Origin of the sequence: Companilactobacillus paralimentarius, assembly GCF_963227125.1 — a bacterium.
Taxonomy (GTDB): domain Bacteria; phylum Bacillota; class Bacilli; order Lactobacillales; family Lactobacillaceae; genus Companilactobacillus; species Companilactobacillus paralimentarius.
Genome location: NZ_OY724131.1, coordinates 1,056,373 through 1,075,936, shown reverse-complemented (window position 1 = coordinate 1,075,936; position 19,564 = coordinate 1,056,373). Strand labels below are relative to the sequence as shown.

15 protein-coding genes are annotated in these 19,564 nt (G+C 36.6%); 2 read left to right on the top strand and 13 right to left on the bottom strand.

Annotated features, from left to right (window positions below; translation table 11 throughout):
* Positions 1 to 34: 34 nt before the first annotated feature.
* The 6 genes from dnaJ to truB all read right to left on the bottom strand — a co-directional run bounded on the left by dnaJ (position 35) and on the right by truB (position 6,873).
* On the bottom strand, positions 35 to 1,174 hold the full coding sequence (gene dnaJ, locus ACI6PB_RS05065; RefSeq protein WP_025085193.1) for a molecular chaperone DnaJ: 1,140 nt from the start codon (positions 1,172 to 1,174) through the stop codon (positions 35 to 37).
* Positions 1,175 to 1,298: 124 nt separating this feature from the next.
* Positions 1,299 to 3,164: a molecular chaperone DnaK gene (gene dnaK, locus ACI6PB_RS05060; protein WP_025085192.1), complete on the bottom strand. Its 1,866-nt coding sequence runs from the start codon at positions 3,162 to 3,164 to the stop codon at positions 1,299 to 1,301.
* A gap of 40 nt (positions 3,165 to 3,204) precedes the next feature.
* Positions 3,205 to 3,771, bottom strand: a complete 567-nt coding sequence (grpE, locus tag ACI6PB_RS05055) for a nucleotide exchange factor GrpE (protein ID WP_309511013.1) — start codon at positions 3,769 to 3,771, stop codon at positions 3,205 to 3,207.
* A 16-nt stretch (positions 3,772 to 3,787) separates the two neighbouring features.
* Positions 3,788 to 4,834: a heat-inducible transcriptional repressor HrcA gene (hrcA, locus tag ACI6PB_RS05050; protein ID WP_025085190.1), complete on the bottom strand. Its 1,047-nt coding sequence runs from the start codon at positions 4,832 to 4,834 to the stop codon at positions 3,788 to 3,790.
* A gap of 179 nt (positions 4,835 to 5,013) precedes the next feature.
* Positions 5,014 to 5,949 (bottom strand): riboflavin biosynthesis protein RibF, encoded by a 936-nt coding sequence (gene ribF, locus ACI6PB_RS05045; protein WP_025085189.1) that lies wholly within the window; start codon positions 5,947 to 5,949, stop codon positions 5,014 to 5,016.
* A gap of 12 nt (positions 5,950 to 5,961) precedes the next feature.
* On the bottom strand, positions 5,962 to 6,873 hold the full coding sequence (gene truB, locus ACI6PB_RS05040; protein ID WP_025085188.1) for a tRNA pseudouridine(55) synthase TruB: 912 nt from the start codon (positions 6,871 to 6,873) through the stop codon (positions 5,962 to 5,964).
* Between the two features lie 277 nt (positions 6,874 to 7,150).
* Here truB and ACI6PB_RS05035 point away from each other — a divergent pair, with 277 nt between their 5' ends.
* Positions 7,151 to 8,362: an ISL3 family transposase gene (locus ACI6PB_RS05035; protein WP_404327829.1), complete on the top strand. Its 1,212-nt coding sequence runs from the start codon at positions 7,151 to 7,153 to the stop codon at positions 8,360 to 8,362.
* An 82-nt stretch (positions 8,363 to 8,444) separates the two neighbouring features.
* Positions 8,445 to 9,368 (top strand): IS30 family transposase, encoded by a 924-nt coding sequence (locus ACI6PB_RS05030; protein ID WP_404327429.1) that lies wholly within the window; start codon positions 8,445 to 8,447, stop codon positions 9,366 to 9,368.
* 201 nt (positions 9,369 to 9,569) lie between these two features.
* On the opposite strand, the gene rbfA is transcribed toward ACI6PB_RS05030, so the two are convergent.
* The 7 genes from rbfA to ACI6PB_RS04995 form a co-directional block, all read right to left on the bottom strand.
* Positions 9,570 to 9,929 (bottom strand): 30S ribosome-binding factor RbfA, encoded by a 360-nt coding sequence (gene rbfA, locus ACI6PB_RS05025; RefSeq protein ID WP_025085187.1) that lies wholly within the window; start codon positions 9,927 to 9,929, stop codon positions 9,570 to 9,572.
* Between the two features lie 11 nt (positions 9,930 to 9,940).
* Positions 9,941 to 12,793 carry a translation initiation factor IF-2 gene (infB, locus tag ACI6PB_RS05020; protein WP_404327827.1) on the bottom strand — a complete coding sequence of 951 codons (2,853 nt, stop codon included), beginning with the start codon at positions 12,791 to 12,793 and terminating at the stop codon, positions 9,941 to 9,943.
* Between the two features lie 20 nt (positions 12,794 to 12,813).
* The gene (locus tag ACI6PB_RS05015) at positions 12,814 to 13,110 is read right to left on the bottom strand and encodes a ribosomal L7Ae/L30e/S12e/Gadd45 family protein (protein ID WP_309511015.1); all 297 of its coding nucleotides are present in this window, start codon (positions 13,108 to 13,110) and stop codon (positions 12,814 to 12,816) included.
* Positions 13,110 to 13,418: an RNase P modulator RnpM gene (gene rnpM, locus ACI6PB_RS05010; protein WP_025085185.1), complete on the bottom strand. Its 309-nt coding sequence runs from the start codon at positions 13,416 to 13,418 to the stop codon at positions 13,110 to 13,112. The genes ACI6PB_RS05015 and rnpM overlap by 1 nt, the downstream gene beginning before the upstream one ends.
* Before the next feature lie 14 nt (positions 13,419 to 13,432).
* Positions 13,433 to 14,638, bottom strand: a complete 1,206-nt coding sequence (nusA, locus tag ACI6PB_RS05005) for a transcription termination factor NusA (protein ID WP_025085184.1) — start codon at positions 14,636 to 14,638, stop codon at positions 13,433 to 13,435.
* A gap of 10 nt (positions 14,639 to 14,648) precedes the next feature.
* Positions 14,649 to 15,122: a ribosome maturation factor RimP gene (gene rimP / locus ACI6PB_RS05000; protein ID WP_034544097.1), complete on the bottom strand. Its 474-nt coding sequence runs from the start codon at positions 15,120 to 15,122 to the stop codon at positions 14,649 to 14,651.
* Between the two features lie 118 nt (positions 15,123 to 15,240).
* Positions 15,241 to 19,542: a PolC-type DNA polymerase III gene (locus ACI6PB_RS04995; protein WP_404327826.1), complete on the bottom strand. Its 4,302-nt coding sequence runs from the start codon at positions 19,540 to 19,542 to the stop codon at positions 15,241 to 15,243.
* Positions 19,543 to 19,564: the final 22 nt, after the last annotated feature.

Here is a 19,564-nt window from a genome sequence, read left to right as displayed (position 1 = left end):
TGCAATTCAAATTAGAATTGCAAGTTCTTATTTTTTATTCGCCCTTAAAGGCATCTCTTACTTTGTTGAAAAAGTTACTATCTTTTTCTTTAACTTTGTCGCCACCAGCTTCAGCAAATTGTTTCAAAGCACTACGTTGTTCACTAGACAACTTACGAGGTGTAACGATATTAACTGTTACCTTTTCATCACCGATACTCTTACTGTTTAAAACTGGAGCACCTTTACCACGTAATCTGAATGTTGTTCCTGTTTGAGTACCACTTGGGATATTCAATTCTACAGGACCATGAACTGTATTAACCTTGATCTTATCGCCTAATGTAGCTTGTGGGAAACTGATATTTACTGATGCATAAATTGTCGAACCATCACGTCTGAACTCCTTACTTGGAGCAACATGAAAGACAATATACAAATCACCATAAGGTCCACCGTTTGTTCCGGCTTCACCTTGACCATCTAAGCGCATTTGTTGTCCATCTTCAACACCAGCTGGAACTGTAACCTTAAGTTCATGCTTTTCATTTACCTTACCTGAACCATGGCAAATGTTGCACTTTTCTTTGATTTCTTTACCAGTACCATTGCAGACATCACAAACAACTCTTGTACGCATACGGCCAAGTGGAGTTTGACGATCTACTTCAACATAACCTGAGCCATGACATTTAGAACATGTTTCTGGATGTGTACCAGGTTTAGCACCTGAACCACCACAAGTTGAACATTCCTCTTCACGATTGTAAGAAATGTTAGTCTTCTTACCAAAGACACCTTCTTCAAAAGTCAAATCCATGCGATATTGTAAGTCGGAACCTTGTCTTGGGGCATTAGGATTTTGACGAGCAGCACCACCGCCACCAAAGAATTGACTAAAGATATCTTCAAAGCCACCGAACTGATCACCAGCACCGGCACCACCGAAGCCGCCAAATCCACCTTGGCCACCATTCATACCGGCAGAACCATATTGATCATATTGAGCACGCTTTTGTGGATCCTTTAAAATTTCATAAGCGGCATTAACTTCCTTAAACTTTGCTTCAGCATCAGGTGCTTTATTCAAATCAGGATGATACTTTTTTGAAAGTTTACGAAATGCTTTTCTTATATCGTCATCAGAAGCGTTTTTATCAACGCCTAGTACGTCATATGGATTTTTATCTGCCATTAAATCACCTTTGCATGACAGGACATTTGAGTCCTATTCCTTTTTAACGCTCAAAAGAGCAGTTATGTTCTTACTATACCATAATTGGTTTTAGTAATTAAACGACTGCTCTTTATCACAATTATTATTTCTTATCTTTATCAGGATCTACTTCTGAGAAGTCGCCATCAACTGTATTGTCATCGCCTGACTTCTTATCATCAGCTGAACCTGTACCAGCAGCACCTTTATCGCCGCCAGCTTGTTGTTGTGCTTGTTGAGCTTGTTGATAAAGTTTTACAGAAAGATCTTGAACAATCTTGTTCAAATCGTCACGTTTCTTCTTCATGTCTTCAAGATCACCTGAGTCTTGAGCTTTCTTCAAAGCATCACGGGCATCTTGGGCTTTCTTGATTTCATCGTCAGAAACTTTACCTTTAACGTCTTTTAGAGTCTTGTCTGTTGCAAACAATGTTTGTTCAACGTCATTCTTAACATCGACTTCTTCCTTACGTTTGTTATCTTCCTCTTCGTGTTCCTTAGCTTCTTTCATCATCTTATCAATTTCTTCATCACTCAAACCTGATGAACTCTTGATAGTGATCTTTTGTTCCTTGTTTGTTCCCATATCCTTAGCAGAAACATTTACGATACCATTCTTATCAATATCGAATGTAACTTGGATTTGAGGTACACCACGAGGTGCAGCAGGAATATCTGTTAATTGGAAACGACCTAAGGTCTTATTGTCAGCAGCCATTGGACGTTCACCTTGTAAGACGTGAATATCAACAGCACTTTGGTTATCAGCAGCAGTTGAGAATACTTGTGACTTGCTTGTTGGGATAGTTGTATTTCTATCGATCAACTTAGTGAAGACACCACCCATTGTTTCGATACCAAGTGATAGAGGTGTAACATCAAGTAAAACAACATCCTTAACATCACCAGAGATAACACCACCTTGGATAGCGGCACCAAGAGCAACGGCTTCATCAGGGTTGATTGAGTGGTCTGGAGCTTTACCAGTCCATTTAGCAACAGCATCTTGAACAGCAGGAATACGTGTTGAACCACCATTTAAGATAACCTTGTCAATATCTGAATTTGTAAGGTTTGCATCTTTCAAAGCATTATCAACAGGGATCTTTGTTCTTTCAACAAGATCTGATGTCAATTCATCAAACTTAGCACGTGTCAATGTTTCTTCCAAGTGAAGTGGACCATTAGCACCTGATGAAATAAATGGAAGACTGATTGATGTTTGAGCAACACCTGATAAGTCCTTCTTAGCTTTTTCAGCAGCATCCTTTAATCTTTGAAGAGCCATCTTGTCTTGAGCTAAATCAACGCCATTCTTAGCTTTGAATTGTTCAACTAACCAGTCGATGATCTTTTGGTCAAAGTCATCACCACCAAGATGTGTATCACCATTTGTTGAAAGTACTTCGAAGACACCGTCACCTAATTGAAGAACGGAAACATCAAATGTACCACCACCAAGATCATAAACAAGAACTTTTTCGTCACCCTTGTCATTATCTAGGCCATAAGCAAGTGCTGAAGCTGTTGGTTCGTTAACGATACGTTGAACGTTCAAGCCAGCAATCTTACCAGCATCTTTAGTTGCTTGTCTTTGTGAATCATTGAAGTATGCAGGAACTGTGATAACAGCATCTGTAACCTTTTCACCTAAGTAGTCTTCTGAGAACTTCTTGATGTGTTGTAGAATGAATGCTGAAATTTCTTGTGGTGTATATGATTTGCCAGCTACAGTAACTTTGTAACCTGCTTCACCCATGTGACGCTTGATTGATGAAACTGTATCTGGGTTAGTGATTGCTTGACGTTTTGCAACTTCACCAACTTGGATTTCACCATCTTTGAAAGCAACAACTGAAGGAGTAGTTCTTGCACCTTCTGGGTTTGTAATAATCTTTGGAGAACCGCCTTCAAGAACGGCTACAGCAGAGTTTGTAGTACCTAAATCAATACCAATAACTTTTGACATAAACCTTAACCTCTTTTTAATTTCTTTATTTAATTATTTACTATTGAGCAACAACGACCATTGCTGGACGAAGTACACGATCTTCTAATTTATAGCCCTTTTGTAAAACTTGTACGACTGTATCCTTCTTATGTTTATCATCAGCAGGAACAGTTTGAACAGCTTGACTATCTGCTGGATCGAATTTTTCACCAGCATTGTCAATAACAGTCACATGGTTATCTTCCAATGCTTTAGCCATATGCTGTTGCACCATTTCAATACCTTTTTTAAGTTGCTTGCTGGCATCATCGTCAGCATCAACTGCTAAGGCACGTTCAAGATTATCGATAACGGGAAGAATCTCAGTTGCCAACTTTTGACCATCATATTTAAGAATTCCAGCGACTTCTTTACTATGACGCTTGTTCATATTTTGAAGTTCAGCCTGTGTTCTTAAAAGATTGTCTGACAACTCATCATTCTTAGCTTTAAGATCTTTGATTTCTTGATCTTTGGGATCAACCTTAGCATCCTTTTTAGCTGACTTTTTATCAGCTTTATTATCAGTCTTGGGAGCTGCTTCCTTAGCAGTCTTCAAATCTTGATCTTTTTCTTTATCTGCCATTACTTCCTCCTAAATTTCAAGAATCATCATACCTTGAATAATAATCAATTAATCTTTTGGCTAATTCAACTCTGAACTCACCAAGTAAACCTATCAACTGTGAATAATGCATTGTTGTTGGTCCTAATAAAGCAATAACACCTTTACCATGATGACCAACATCATAATTAGCAGTGATAATACTGTAGTTCTTTAATGCATCACTCCCAAGTTCACTTCCTAGACGAACCTTAATGGCATCATCAGAAATGCTTGGATCAATCAATTTTCTTAAATCAGTACTTTGATTGATGATTGAGAACAATGATTGAACCTCTGATAAATCATCATTGTTAGCATAATTTAACAAATTCAATTGTCCATCAACATAATACTTCTCAGCACCAGCCTTCTTAAAGAGCTGATCCATCATATCCAACAAACCATCAGTTGAATACATATATTCAGAAAGAATTGCAGGAACATCGGTATGAAGCATTTGAATAACCTTAGGTAAAGGTTGTCCAACCAACTTATCATTTACAATATTTACAATTTTTTCAATTAATGAAGTATCAAAATCATCATCAATTGTATAAATATTATTCTCAACATTATTATCACTTGTGACAATGATTGCCATGAGTTGATGTGGATTCAAGGGAACGATTCTAAAACCTGTTAAAAGAACTGAACTGCTCTCTGGTCCTAATGTGATTGCTGTATAACTAGTTAAATGAGATAAAATTTTGGCAGATTGTTCGATAATATCATCAATTTGATGATAAGTTTTACCAAAGTCATCGTCAATTCTCTGTGCTATATCTTGCGGTACACTAGTTGGTTGTACCAGATGGTCCAGATAATAACGATATCCCATCGCTGAAGGAATTCTACCTGATGAAAGATGAGTCTTCTCGAGGTAACCCACTTCTTCAAGTACTGCCATTTCATTTCTGATTGTCGCAGAACTTACATGAAAAGGTAATTCATTCATCAATGTCTTCGAACCAACCGGCTGGCCGGTATCTGTGAATATGCGCACGACTTCTCTCAAGATTGCATCTTGACGTTGTGATAGCATTATACCGTCCTCCTTTTTAGCACTATTCATACCTGAGTGCTAACAATGTAAAATATAACAATCTATCCCTATAGTGTCAAGTATGCACGCTCAATTTTTGAAATTATTTGCTAAAAAATTCAGAAATCTAAAAAAGAGAACTCTTGATGACATCTCTATTGTCATTTACCCAAGTTCTCTTATTTTTTTGATAAAACCTTGATTGAATTAATCTTATCTAATTCCAATTGTTTGACTAACCCTGATGCTCCATCAAACTTAACTTCACCACGCAAATATTTAACCCATTCCAATGCCACATATTCACCATAAATATCAGCATCAAAATCGAAAATATTAGTTTCAATTGTAACTCCAGTATTCTCTTTGAAGGTTACATTATAGCCCACAGATGTCATCGAATTGTACCAAGTATCGCCGACTTTAATTCTTGTGGCATAAACCCCAATTGAAGGAATTAACTGATTACCCTCGGTTGCCAAATTAGCTGTTGGATAACCCAAAGTTCGACCTCGTTGCAAACCATGAACTACTGTCCCTTGATTCTGATAAGTATATCCTAAAAATTTATTAGCTTCTTCTACTTTATTTTCAGAAATAAACTGCTTGATTGCACTTGAACCAATTTTTCGATCATCCAAAACTTGTTCTGGCACAGTCACAATTTCAAATTCATTATGTGAATACTGTGGTAATGTCTGCATATTGGCAATATCTTTTTTTCCATATGTATAATCAAAACCAGCCACAACAAATTTAGCCTTTAAATCAATCATATATTGATTGACAAACTCTTGAGGCTTTAATTGTGCAAATGCCTGTCCAAATTCAACAAAATAGAGCCGATCAACTCCAAGTTTTTCTACTAACTCGGCTTTTCGGTCCATTGTTGATAGGTATTTATAATCTGTTTCATGTTGATACACCGTTCTAGGAGAACGATCAAAGGTCAATAATACTGATTTTAATCCGTGTTTACGGGCAAGATCTACTCCCGTTTTAATAACTTTTTGATGACCAAGATGTACCCCATCAAAAAAACCCATGATTAAAACTGTATCCTCAGTTGGGCGTTGTTGCTCTAGAAGCGGATGTTTAACTTTAATAATCTGCATTTTCAATCTCTTCTATTTATTATTTAATAACATTAAATCTGGAATCCACATATTTCTTACTTTATCATACTTGTAAAGTGCCTTGGTCACTCCTGCTCTTTGAACTCGCAAACGATCTTCTATATCAGAATCAATTTCCGGTTCCAAGAAGCCACCATGTGACACACGTACTTCCCACTCTTCATCGGTCAACTCGTGTTTAGGAACATCACTTAGAACTTCATCAATCGACTTCAAAAAGCTTGTATCGTTCTTCTCAAGCATTTTTTCAATTTGTCCTAAGGTGAAGGTTTCATCAATTGAAAAAGCGGCACTCTTTACTCGTGTAAGTTGGGACATAAAGGCGGGATATCCTAAAATGCGACCAAATTCAACCGCTAATGTTCTTACATAAGTTCCTTTAGAACACTTAACATGAAATTTGAGTGTTTGATACCCTGTTGTTTCATCAAAAATTGGATCCCCCATAATATAGAAATCATAAATATGAATTTGTCTCTTAGGACGTTCAACTTCAAGTCCAGCACGAGCATATTCATAAAGCTTTTTGCCATTAACTTTTACTGCTGAAAACATTGGTGGAATCTGTGTTAAATCACCTGTCATTTGTTGAAAAACTTGTTGTAGATTCTCATTAGCTATTGGTCCGACTAATTTCTTCTCTTCAACCGTTTCGCCTTCACGATCTTCAGTTGTGGTTGATTTGCCTAAAGTTATCTCACCCTCATACTCTTTAGGAGAGCCTGTCAGAGTATTTACTAGTTTAGTAGCTTGTCCTACACAGATGGGTAAAACTCCGTCTACCAAAGGATCTAAGGTCCCTGTATGACCAATTTTTCTAGTATGTAATATTTTTCTTAACTTATAAACATAGTCAGAACTTGTTTGTCCAATTTCTTTATTTAATGGAATTACTCCGTCCATAATAATCTCCGTATCTAAATGTCATTAACAGTAATTTTACTAGTATTTTTATAGAATGAAAAGAAGCCATAAATAAAAAAAGAGGCTGTACGATAAATAGAGTTGATAGGCATTTTGCCATCAACTCTATTTTTGTATACCATTTATTAATAAAACTATTTTAGAACATCAAAAAGACACCATCCATACCTTTAGATGTTCTACCCTCTACAGCTTCACAATGAAAGGAATTTGAATGATGTCCCTAAGTAATAAGTCTATACGAAACGCTCTTGAAATGAAAGATGAGAATATTATCTTTACTGAAGACTCAAAATTTATGTTAGTTAATGGCATCAAGTCCTTAGTCTATTTTGCAATGCTAACTAAACAGATTGACCGTTGTCTTAACTGTGGCCTTGCAGGCCACTTAGTTAAGAATGGATTTAATAAAAATATGATAGTCGCTCCATCATTATCATTACGTCCAACGTATATAAGTCTGAAACGTCAAAAGTATAAATGTAAATCTTGTAACTCTATCTTTGTAGCCAAAACTAGTTATGTTTGGGAATATTGTCAAATCGCACAACCTGTTAGACAAATGATCTTATCAGAAACTGCTTTTAATACATCATTGAAGGATATCGGCAGACGTTTTAACGTCTCCGATAAGACCGTTCAACGTATCATCGATGAAGAAGCCAAGATGCACAAGAAATCACTTCCTGAACATCTTCCTAAGCACTTGGCATTTGATGAATTTATGTCTACTGACAAGATGAGCTTTATTTGGTTAGATAGCGATAATCATCGTACGGGTGATATCTTGCCCAGAAGAACTTCATATCAAATCAGTAAATACTTCAGTCGATTTCCTTTGAAAGTCAGAAGACAGGTAAAAACTATTTCTTTGGATTTAAATGCCGGATACATTAATTTAGTACCAAAGTTGTTTCCAAAGGCCAAAGTCGTTGTTGATAGATTTCATATCGTTCAGATGATGAATCGTTCTCTCAATTCAACTAGAATACAGGTAATGAAACGAATGCCTAAAAGAAGTAAAGAATACTTGTTCATGAAGAGAGATTGGAAAAAATTCTTGGAATCATTCGATTCCATCGAAAAGATAAACCCTAAGTATCAGTACAGTGTTGGTTATTATGAAACGGATCTAAATTTAATCACAAAGTGTTTAGATTTGGACGAAGGTTTCGCCAAGTCCTACGAAGTATATCAAGATATTTTAAAGGCTATTAGAACAGGCGATACTGATACAATGAATCAGATACTACTCAATTATCATCCACTCAATACCGCTATGGATCAAACAATGACATCATTAAGAAAATATCGTAAACAAGTATTAAATGCACTGAAGCTTAAATATTCCAACGGATTTTTAGAGGGAATCATTGGAAGAATAAAAAAGATAAAAAGTAGTGCTTATGGATATCGTAGTTGGAACAACTTTACTGAACGTATAAATATGGCAGATTGTAAAATTTAAGTTGAACATTTAAGTGGACAGAAAAACCCATCAAGGTCTTTAATGGTGTTACCACAACATTCCATTAGAAAGAAGGACCTTAATGGGCACCACTATTTTATCATTCCAGAACCGTGTTGTCATTGAAACGCTTCATAATGAAGGACGTTCCTTGCGATACATCGCTAACTACTTAGGCTTTAGTAAGACCACCATCTTTAACGAACTTCACCGGCTAAATAGTGAGTACCAGGCTGAGCTAGCGCAAACTGACTTTGAACGAAAGGTTAGTCAACGGGGGCGGAAGTCTTCGCTCACTAAAAACCTTAAACACTTGGTCGAGGAAAAGATTCAAGTCCAGAAGTGGTCCCCTGAACAAGTTGCCCATGTGGTTGGGATTGCCTACAAGACGGTCTATAACTGGATTGATCAAGGCTGGCTTGATATACAGTTGCCCGATTTGCCTGATCATGGAATTCGTCGTCATCGTGCTAAAGAAAAGCGTGGTACGTTCAGTCACGGCCGCTCCATTGAGGAGCGTCCTCATAAAGTCGAAACTCGCCAGGAATTCGGCCACTTTGAAGCTGATACCGTACTTTCTGGCAAATGTAAAGGTCAAGCTGTGGCTACTTTTGTGGAGCGTAAGAGTCGCCTGACAATTGTTAAACGGCTCCATGGTCGCGACAGTCAGTCCATGACTCAAGCCGTACTTGAACTAGCTAGTCAACTTCAAAACAAGCTCAAGACGCTTACCGTAGATCATGGTAAAGAGTTCGCTAACTATCAGACAATTGAACGGCAAACTGGTACACAGGTTTATTTTGCCCATGCCTATTCACCACATGAACGCGGTAGTAATGAGAACCGTAACCGAGTTTTACGACGCTTTATTCCCAAAGGCCAAGCCATTGAAGAGTTAAGCGATCACAAGCTGATTCAAATTAATTGGTATTTGAATTCACGGCCACTTAAATGTCTTAATTGGCATACACCAATCGAGATCTTCTTGCTTAATTTACGTCACTAAATTCGTTCAAGTTATTTCTTGCAATCTGCCATATTCAAATGTTTTGGCTTCGAGCAAGCTCATCAGCCAAATAAAAAAACAGCTAGACCATTTATGGTCTAACTGTTAACTTGAACCGCCATCAACTTGATTTGACGAACAGCCAAAAAAGATAGGAAACCCACTTTCGGATTTACCTATCTTCTTTAATATCAAATTGTATTAACGATTTGCTTCATCCTGATGTAATTTAGCAATCAACTTATCAATCTTTTCACCATAGCGAACTGACTGATCCTGCTTAAATTCCAATTCAGGTACTTTATACAACGTTAAGTTTTGACCCAATTCTCTTCTAATTAGTCCAGTAGCTTTATCCAAACCAGCTTGAGTCTTTTCAACATCGCTAGCTTTTTCAGATAAGATACTAAAATAAACGGTTGCTTGTTGCAAATCACCAGTCATTTCAACACCAGTTACTGTAACTCCTTGAACTCTAGGATCACGAACACGTTTTAAAAGAATATCGTTAACTTCTTTTTGAATCTCTTGTTCAACTCGACCAATTCGATGTTTTACCATATTCTCATCTCCTATTTAACTGGAACTTCTTCCATTACATAGGCTTCAACTTCGTCACCAATCTTGATGTCGTTGTAGTTCTCGATTGTGATACCACATTCGAATCCAGAACCAACTTCTTTAACGTCATCCTTAAATCTCTTAAGTGAAGCAAGTTTACCTTCCATGACAACAATACCATCTCTGATAAGTCTTACACCACTATCACGTTGAATCTTACCACTGTTTACGTAACAACCAGCAATTGTACCAATCTTAGAAACATTGTATGTTTCACGGACTGTTAAGTTACCAATAACTTTTTCTTCATAAACTGGTTCTAGCATACCCTTCATGGCAGCTTCAATTTCATCGATAGCTTTATAGATAACTCTGTGTAGACGAATATCAACCTTTTCATCCTTAGCTTGAACCTTAGCTTGAGCTGTTGGACGAACATTAAATCCAATAATGATGGCATTACTTGCAGCAGCAAGGTTAACATCACTTTCAGTAATAGCACCTACGGCTGAATGGATAATGTTGACACGAACGCCCTTAACTTCAATCTTCTTCAAACTTCCGGCAATAGCTTCAGCAGAACCTTGAACATCGGCTTTAATAATAACGTCGACTTGTTTAAGTTCTCCTTCTTTCATTGTCTCGAACAAGTTATCAAGTGTTACAGGGTTAGTATTTTGACGTTCCTTTTGAAGAGCACGACTAGCACGTTCTTCACCAGCTGCACGAGCTGTCTTTTCATCGTCAAAGACGACAAACTTATCAGCTGATTCAGGAACATCATTCAAACCAGTAACCTCTACTGGTTCTGAAGGTTTAGCAGCAGTAATTTCTTTACCATTGTAGTTAGTCATTGTTCTAACACGACCAAAGGTATTACCGACAACAATTGGATCTCCAACATGTAATGTACCTTGTTGTACCAATAATGATGCAACCGGTCCACGGCCCTTATCCAATTTAGCTTCAATAACTGTACCAATAGCTTTTTGCTTAGGATTTGCTTTAAGTTCCAAAACATCAGCTTCAAGTAGAATCATTTCTAGCAATTCATCGATATTTGTACCCATTTTAGCTGAAATATTAACAAAGATAGTATTCCCACCATAATCTTCAGGAACAAGATCATACTTCATCAATTCTTCAGTAACGTGTTGTGGGTTAGCACCCGGCTTATCGATCTTATTAATGGCTACGATGATAGGGTCATTTGCGGCCTTAGCATGGTTGATAGCTTCAATTGTCTGTGGCATAACACCATCATCAGCTGCAACAACTAAAATAACGATATCAGTAATATCAGCACCACGAGCACGCATATTAGTAAAGGCAGCATGTCCTGGAGTATCCAAGAATGTAATCAATCTGTCTTGAAGACGTACTTGATAAGCACCAATATGTTGTGTGATACCACCGGCTTCAGAAGCTGTAACATGTGTATGTCTCAAGTGATCAAGCAAGGTTGTCTTACCATGATCAACGTGACCCATAATAGTTACAACTGGTGGACGTGTTACTAGATTATCAGTTGTATTAGCTTCTGTTTCGAAGTACTTGTCAATATCAGCAACATCTTCTTCAACTTTTTCTTCAGCCTTAATACCATAATCAGCAGCCAATAATTCAATTGTATCCTTATCCAAGGACTTGTTTTGGTTAATCATAATACCAAGCATAAATAGCTTCTTAACAATTTCAGCTGGTTCTCTATGAATTAACTTACCAATATCTTGAGCGTTCATACCAACAGAGTAAACAAGTGTTTCTGGTAATGGACGTTCCTTTCTTTGTGGCATTGGCTTCTTAGGTTCGGTACGTTGACGTTGTTGACGTTTACGTTCCTTTTTCTTTCTACGACTACCAAATGGATTAGCAAGGTTTTGCTTGTGTCCAAAGTCACGATTACTATTAGTTGGCTTTGCCTTCTTGTATTCTGGCTTAGGAACATTAGTATTTGCAACAGTTGTCTTTGGTGCTTCTTTAGCCTTAGCAGCTACATTGTTATTGTTGTTAGGTCTTCTGTTTTGGGAATTGTTGTTATTACGATTATTGTTGTTGCTATTAGTATTGTTATTATGGTTGTTATTGTTGTTTCTATAACGGTTATCGTTATTAGGACGGTGATTGTTCTTATGATTATTGTCACTACTATTGTGATTATTGTTATTGTGCCTGTTATTTCTAGTTGGATGACTAGGAATACGACTAGCATCTTGAATATTTGTCTTAAATTGTTCTAGATACTTGTTACCAGCACTTTGTCTTGGACGTGGAGCTTGTCCTTGTGTAGTAGAACGATCACGTCTGTTATTGTTGTTACGATTGCGATTATCACGTGATTGAGAATTACGATTATCATTTCTTCTATTCCCGTTATTATTGCGATCGTTACGGTTGTTACTATTAGTACTATTATTATTGTTGTTACTATTGTTAGCATTATTGCTATTTGGGCGATGGTTATTGCTGTTAGGACGATTACCATTGGAGTTGTGATTGTTATTGCGATGGTCAAAATGACCCTTACCCTTATTAGCATCTCTTCTTACAGCAGTAATCTTAATCTTAGTCTTGTGATCACCTGAATTGTGGTTACCACTTTCATGTTTCTCACCTGTAGATTTTTGCACATGATTTTGTGCATGATTATTGTGTTGAACGGGGGCAGGTCTACTACCATTATTACTTGTGTTGCTTGGCTTTTTACCACTCTTTAAGTTACTTACAATTTTCTTTTCGTCATTTTCATCTACTGATGACATATGGTTCTTCACATCCATACCCAATTTTGTGGCAGCATCAAGAATTACTTGATTCTCAACACCATTTTCTTTTGCAATAGTATAAATTCTCTTTTTGACCATCCTATCACTCTCCTTAATTGTTAATTGTCCATAATATCTTTTAACCTTTTAGCAAATCCAAAATCTGTTATTCCCATAACTTTTCTGTCTTTTCCAATAGCAGTTTTTAACGAAGCACTATCCACCGTATCAATTACCGGCACCTTATAGTAAGTCGCTTTATTATGTAAATCTTTCATTGTTCGTGGACTACAGTCATTAGCCATAATAACTAATTTCACTTTGCCATCACGAATGCCGTTTATAGTCAGTTCTGTTCCACTGATAAATTTACCAGCTCTAACAGCTAACCCTAAAAAATTATAAAATGAGTTCATTAATGTTTCTTTCCCAAATCACCAAAGAGATCCATTCTGGCCTTTTGATGATCGACAAAATCAAATAATTCATCATAAAAATTCTCTGGTACTGCATGTGAGAATACTTTTTCTAGTGATTTTTTAGACTTTGCATTTTTAATGGCTTCAGGATCTAATCCAACATAAGCGCCACGGCCGGCTTTCTTTCCAGTTGGATCAATAGAGATGTTACCATCCTTATCCTTAACAATCCTTACCATTTCTCTTTTTGGATACATCTTATTCGTTAAAATATCTTTACGCATAGGTATCTTACGAGTTGGCAAATCTATCACCTCTCTTATTCTTCTGAATCTGTTGAATCGTCTTCATTATCTATTTCATCTGAATTATTTGCAGCTGGATTCTCTGCATCATCAGCGTTAGCAGCATTTTCGCGAGTCTTTTCAATATCGATCTTGCCACTTTCAACATCACTGATATCGACATCTTGATCGTTATCATCAACGAATTCAACTTGTGATTCAGGTTTGATATCAATCTTATAACCAGTCAATTTAGCAGCTAAACGTGCATTTTGACCTTTCTTCCCAATAGCTAATGATAAATGATAATCAGGTACAATTACAATACATTGTTTCTTATCATTTTCATCAAATTGAACAGCGATAACTTCAGCAGGGTTCAACGCATTAGCAATAAAATCAACAGGATCATCAACATATGGCACAACGTCAATATTTTCACCATTTAATTCATCAACAACAGCTTGTACACGAGTACCCTTAGGACCAACACATGTACCAACAGGATCAACATCAGGATTGTCAGATTTTACAGCAATCTTAGTTCTGTCTCCAGCTTCACGAGCGATTGAAACAATTTCTACAGTTCCATCATATATTTCTGGAACTTGTTGTTCAAATAGTCGTTTAACTAAACCTGGATCAGTTCTAGATACAAAGACTTGAGGTCCCTTTGTAGCATTTTCAACCTTAGTTACATAAACACGAATTCTATCACGTGAATTATAAGTTTCACCAGGCATTTGATCATTCTTAGACATAACAGCTTCAATCTTACCAAAATTAATATAAACGTATCTATTATCGCTACGTTCAACTGTTCCTTGGATAATTTCATGTTCATACTGGCTGTATTCATTATAAATGATATCACGTTCTGCTTCACGAACACGTTGCATAATGACTTGTTTAGCAGTTTGAGCCGCAATACGTCCAAAATCTTTTGGTGTTACTTCTTCTTGAACGTGATCACCAACTTCGTAACCTCTACTTTTCTTCTGAGCATCTTCAAGACTAACTTCCAAACGATCATCTACAACATCTTCAACGACTTCTTTAACCGCATAAACATGTATATTACCCTTTTTAGCGTCAAATTCAACATTAACGTTTTGAGCTTGATTGTAGTTTCTCTTATAAGCAGCTACCAAAGCAGCTTCTAGTGATTCAATAACATATTCTTTTTTGATGCCCTTTTCGCTTTCAAGCGCATCAAGTGCTTCAACCATTTCTTTACTCATGATTTTCTCCTTAGAATTCGATTGCAAGTCTGAGCTTAGCGATGTTATCTCGACTAATTTCTACTTGTTTCCTTAAATTCTTAACTTTAATGTTCAAAGTTATCTTGGTATCCGTTACTTCTAGTAAAGTTCCCTCAAAAGCTTTTTGACCATCTTGTTTTTGATAAAGAGATGCATGCACATAGTCGTCAACATAATCAGTAAGACTTTCATCGTTCTTCAAGGGACGTTCTGCACCTGGAGATGAAACCTCTAAGTAATAAGCAGGTTCAATTGGATTCAATTCATCCAACTTTTCACCGTACTCTTCACTAATAAGCGCGCAATCATCGATGCTGATTCCACCCTTCTTATCTGCATAAACTCTCAAATACCAATCTCCACGTTCGTGAACGAATTCCAAATCAACAAGAAAGAAATCATGTTGATCCAAGATTGGCTTTAAAATGGCTTTTAATTCTTCAACTTTTGTATCCAAGGACATTCCTCCAAAGTAATCGGCAATAAAAAGAGTGAGCATTTCTGCTCACTCATTAATCAGTAATTAACTAGTAGTTAATTTAACATATATTTAATATTAAAGCAACTTATAACAACCATACCTAGAACAATGATAACTGATTTTCATCCGGCATGCCATCTAAAACATGATTTTCTGTCATATATTCGATAACTGTCTTTGAAACTTTAGCACGAGTTCCCAAATCTTGTTTAGATAGGAATGGTTGCTCTTCACGTGCAGCCACAATTTGTTTAGCAACGTTATCACCTAGTCCAGGAATAGCATTGAAAGGAGCTAATAAAGTTTTATCATCAATGATCTTAAAATCAAAGGCATCGGACTTATCCAAATCAACCATCTTAATCTTAAAGCCACGTTCCAAACATTCATTAGCTAATTCCAAAACTGTAAGAAGGTTCTTCTCTTTAGTAGAAGCATCCATCCCTTTATCATTGATAGCTTTCATTGAAGCCTTAACTGCATCTTTCCCAGTTGTCATCGCAACCAAGTCAAAATCATCGGCACGAACTGAGAAATAAGCACAGTAATAATAAAGTGGATGATGAACTTTAAAGTAGGCAATTCTTAACGCCATAATAATATAGGCTGTCGCATGAGCTCTAGGGAACATATACTTGATCTTCAAACAAGAATCAATATACCAGTCAGGCACATCGGCATCTTTCATAGCTTGTTTCCAATCATCAGGAATACCACGTCCCTTACGAACATGTTCCATAATTTGGAAAGCCATTTGTGAATCCATACCATAGTGAATCAAATCCATCATGATATTATCACGACAACCAATAACTTCCTTCAAAGTTACAACACCCTTGTCAATCAATTCTTCCGCATTACCTAACCACACATCAGTACCGTGTGATAATCCTGAAATTTGTAATAATTCGGCAAAGGTAGTTGGATGAGTTTTTTCTAACATTCCACGAACAAAACGTGTACCGAATTCGGGAACGCCTAAAGTTCCTGTTTTTGAGAAAATTTGTTCAGGAGTAACATCTAACGAATCAGTCCCTCTGAATAACTCCATAACTCCAGGATCCTTAACCGGCAGAGTCTTAGGATCAATACCTGATAAATCTTGAAGCATACGAATCATCGTGGGATCATCATGTCCCAGAATATCAAGCTTCAAGATATTATCATGGATAGAATGGAAATCAAAATGGGTTGTCTTCCATAGTGCGGTTTGATCATCCGCTGGATATTGAATTGGCGTAAAATCAAAAATATCCATGTAATCTGGCACAACAATGATACCAGCCGGATGCTGACCAGTTGTACGTTTAACTCCGGTTGAACCCATAGCTAAACGTTCTTCTTCAGCATTTCGGAAATTTTGACCTGTTAGTTCCTCATAATTCTTAACGTATCCGAAAGCTGTACGATCAGCAATTGTACCAATTGTACCAGCTCTAAATACGTGATCTTCTCCGAACAATACTTTGGTATAGTTATGCGCTACTGGTTGATAGTCGCCAGAGAAGTTCAAATCGATATCAGGAACCTTATCACCCTTGAAACCAAGGAAAGTTTCAAATGGAATATCCTGACCATCTTTTTTCATATTTGTTCCACATTTAGGACAATCTTTATCTGGCAAATCATATCCTGAACCAACTTCACCTTTGGTAAAGAACTCAGAATATTTACAATTAGGGCAACGATAGTGTGGTGGCAAAGGATTAACTTCAGTAATACCAGTCATTGTAGCAACGAAACTAGATCCAACTGATCCACGAGAGCCAACCAAATATCCATCTTTATTAGATTTATAAACTAAACGTTGGGCGATTAAGTAAATAACTGAGAAACCATTTCCGATAATACTCTTTAATTCCCGATCCATTCGTTTCTGAACTAATTCTGGTAAAGGATCACCGTAAAGTTCATGTGCTTTGTTCATTGTTAAACTACGAATTTCATCTTCGGCTCCCTCCATCTTAGGAGTATAAAGCTTATCCTTAACCGGAGAAATTTCATCAATTGAATCCATAATTTTTTTGGGATTATCAACTATAATTTCTTGTTCAGTTTGTTGATCCATAAAATCAAATTCATCGAACATTTCATTAGTAGTTCTAAATTGCACATCAGGTAATTCCGGTCTACGTGCCAGAGCATTACTCTTTACAGCTTTAATAACAATATCTCGATAGACCTTATCATGTGGATCAAGATAATGAACGTCTCCTGTCGCAACAACTGGTTTGTTCAACTCTTTACCTAATTTAACGATATTTTTGATGATTTCTTGTAAAGCATCTTCATCTTTAATAATTTTAATGTCAATTAGATGTTGGTATAAAGTCTGTGGCATAACTTCTAAGTAATCATAATACTGTGCCAATTCACGAGTATCGTCATAACCCTTTTGCATCATACTAGTAAAGACTTCACCATTTTCACAAGCAGATCCAACAATGATACCCTCACGATACTTATTTAACAGTCTTCTAGGCACACGTGCTGTTCGATAAAAGTAACGTGTCATTGAATAAGAAACAATCTTAAACATATTTTTCAAACCAGCCTGTGTTTTAGCCAAAAGTACTGCGTGACTTGGTCGAGCCTGTTTATAAGCCTCTTCACCACCAACATGGTCATTCAATTGATTAACGTTTCTAGTTCCAAACTTATCCTCTAACTCATCAAACAATTTATACATCAAATACCCAGTTGTCTCGGCATCAGAATCAGCTCTATGGTGATGTTCTAGAACAATATGATAACGTTTAGCCAAAGAATCCAACTTGTGATTACGATACTCTGAGTGGAGAGTTCTCGACATTTCCAAAGTATCAATAACTGGCATTGCTAGACGTGGGCGTCCCATTCTTGTCAAAGCCGCATTCATGAACCCCATATCAAAAGTAACATTATGACCTACTAAAATATCATCACCAATGAAGTCCATGAATTCACCAATAATTACCGTTTCATCTGGCGCATCTTTAACCATATCATCCGTGATACTAGTCAAGTTAGTTGTTACTTCCGACAAAGGATGACCCGGATTGATAAATTTATCAAAGCGTTCAATCACTTCGCCATCTTTCATCTTAGTAGCACCAATTTCAATGATTGAATCATAGACGGCAGATAAACCCGTTGTTTCGGTATCAAAAATAACATATTCCGAACCATTTAGTGGTTGATCTCGTAAGTTATAGGCAATTGGATTGCCTTCATCAACCAAATCAACTTCCACACCATAAGCAATTTTAACTCCGAACTTCTTACCAGCATTATAGGCTTCTGGGAAGGCTTGCAAAGCGCGATGGTCGGTAATAGCAATTCCCGTTTGTCCCCAGTCACTAGCGCGTTTGATCAAATCAGTTGCACTAGGAATAGCATCCATTTGACTCATATTAGTGTGAGCATGTAGTTCAATTCGTTTATTTTCATCCTCAGCTGTATCTTTACGCATTTCATGTTTAATAATATTGATATCATTAGCCATGATTACCAATTCACGTGAGAAATTATCTTCTTGAACGTTACCACGAACTCTAATCCAAGCACCTTGATCCAAACTAGCAAAGAAGTTTTCGTCATCTTCACCATTAGAGAATTTTTTGATACTAAACGATGAAGTATAATCGGTAACTTTCATAATCAAAAGTGAACGACCAGACTTCAACTTACGAACATCAATATCAAAAACGTAACCTTCAACGACTTTATTACGATCTTCTTCAATAATATCAACCATTTGAGTAACTTCTTGATCATCAGGAATTTTACGACCAACTTTAGAAACATTACCTGCTGGTTTAGCCGCTTTTTTGGCACTAACTTCTTTGGCTTTGGCTTGAAATTGCTTAGTTTTTTCAGCATTGGCAGCTTTCATAGCTTCGGTTTTTTCTTGATATTTAGCTTTATCGACATTTGTTCTAATTCTAAAGTCAGGAAAACCCAAACTACTGTATTCAGACTGTAATCCATCAATAACTTTTCCATCAACAAAATCAGCCATAAAACTATTGGAAACGTCCAAAAAGACCTGGCCATTCTCAACATGTGGTGGTGTTTGACTGATTTTATCCAAAACCATTGGAGACTCAACATTACAGTCATTCAAAACATAATTCCAATAATCTTTGATCTCACTTTCAGACAATTCTGAATCAGTTGTTTTGATTTCAAAATTAACTTGTGCAATACCATCAAAACTGGCTTTTAAAGCCTTAACAAATGTCATGAAATCATTGAATGGCAACACGCGTTTAAATTCAAAAAAGAATGTCCAGCGTTTACTGTTCTTATGAACTTCAAGTTTATTTAATTTTCCATCGATAAACGCATCACTAGACGTCAACAAACTATCTAGTTTAATTTGTTTAACTAAAATTTCAAAAAGTTGTTTTGTATCTGACATATTCTTTCCTTCAAAAAATAAA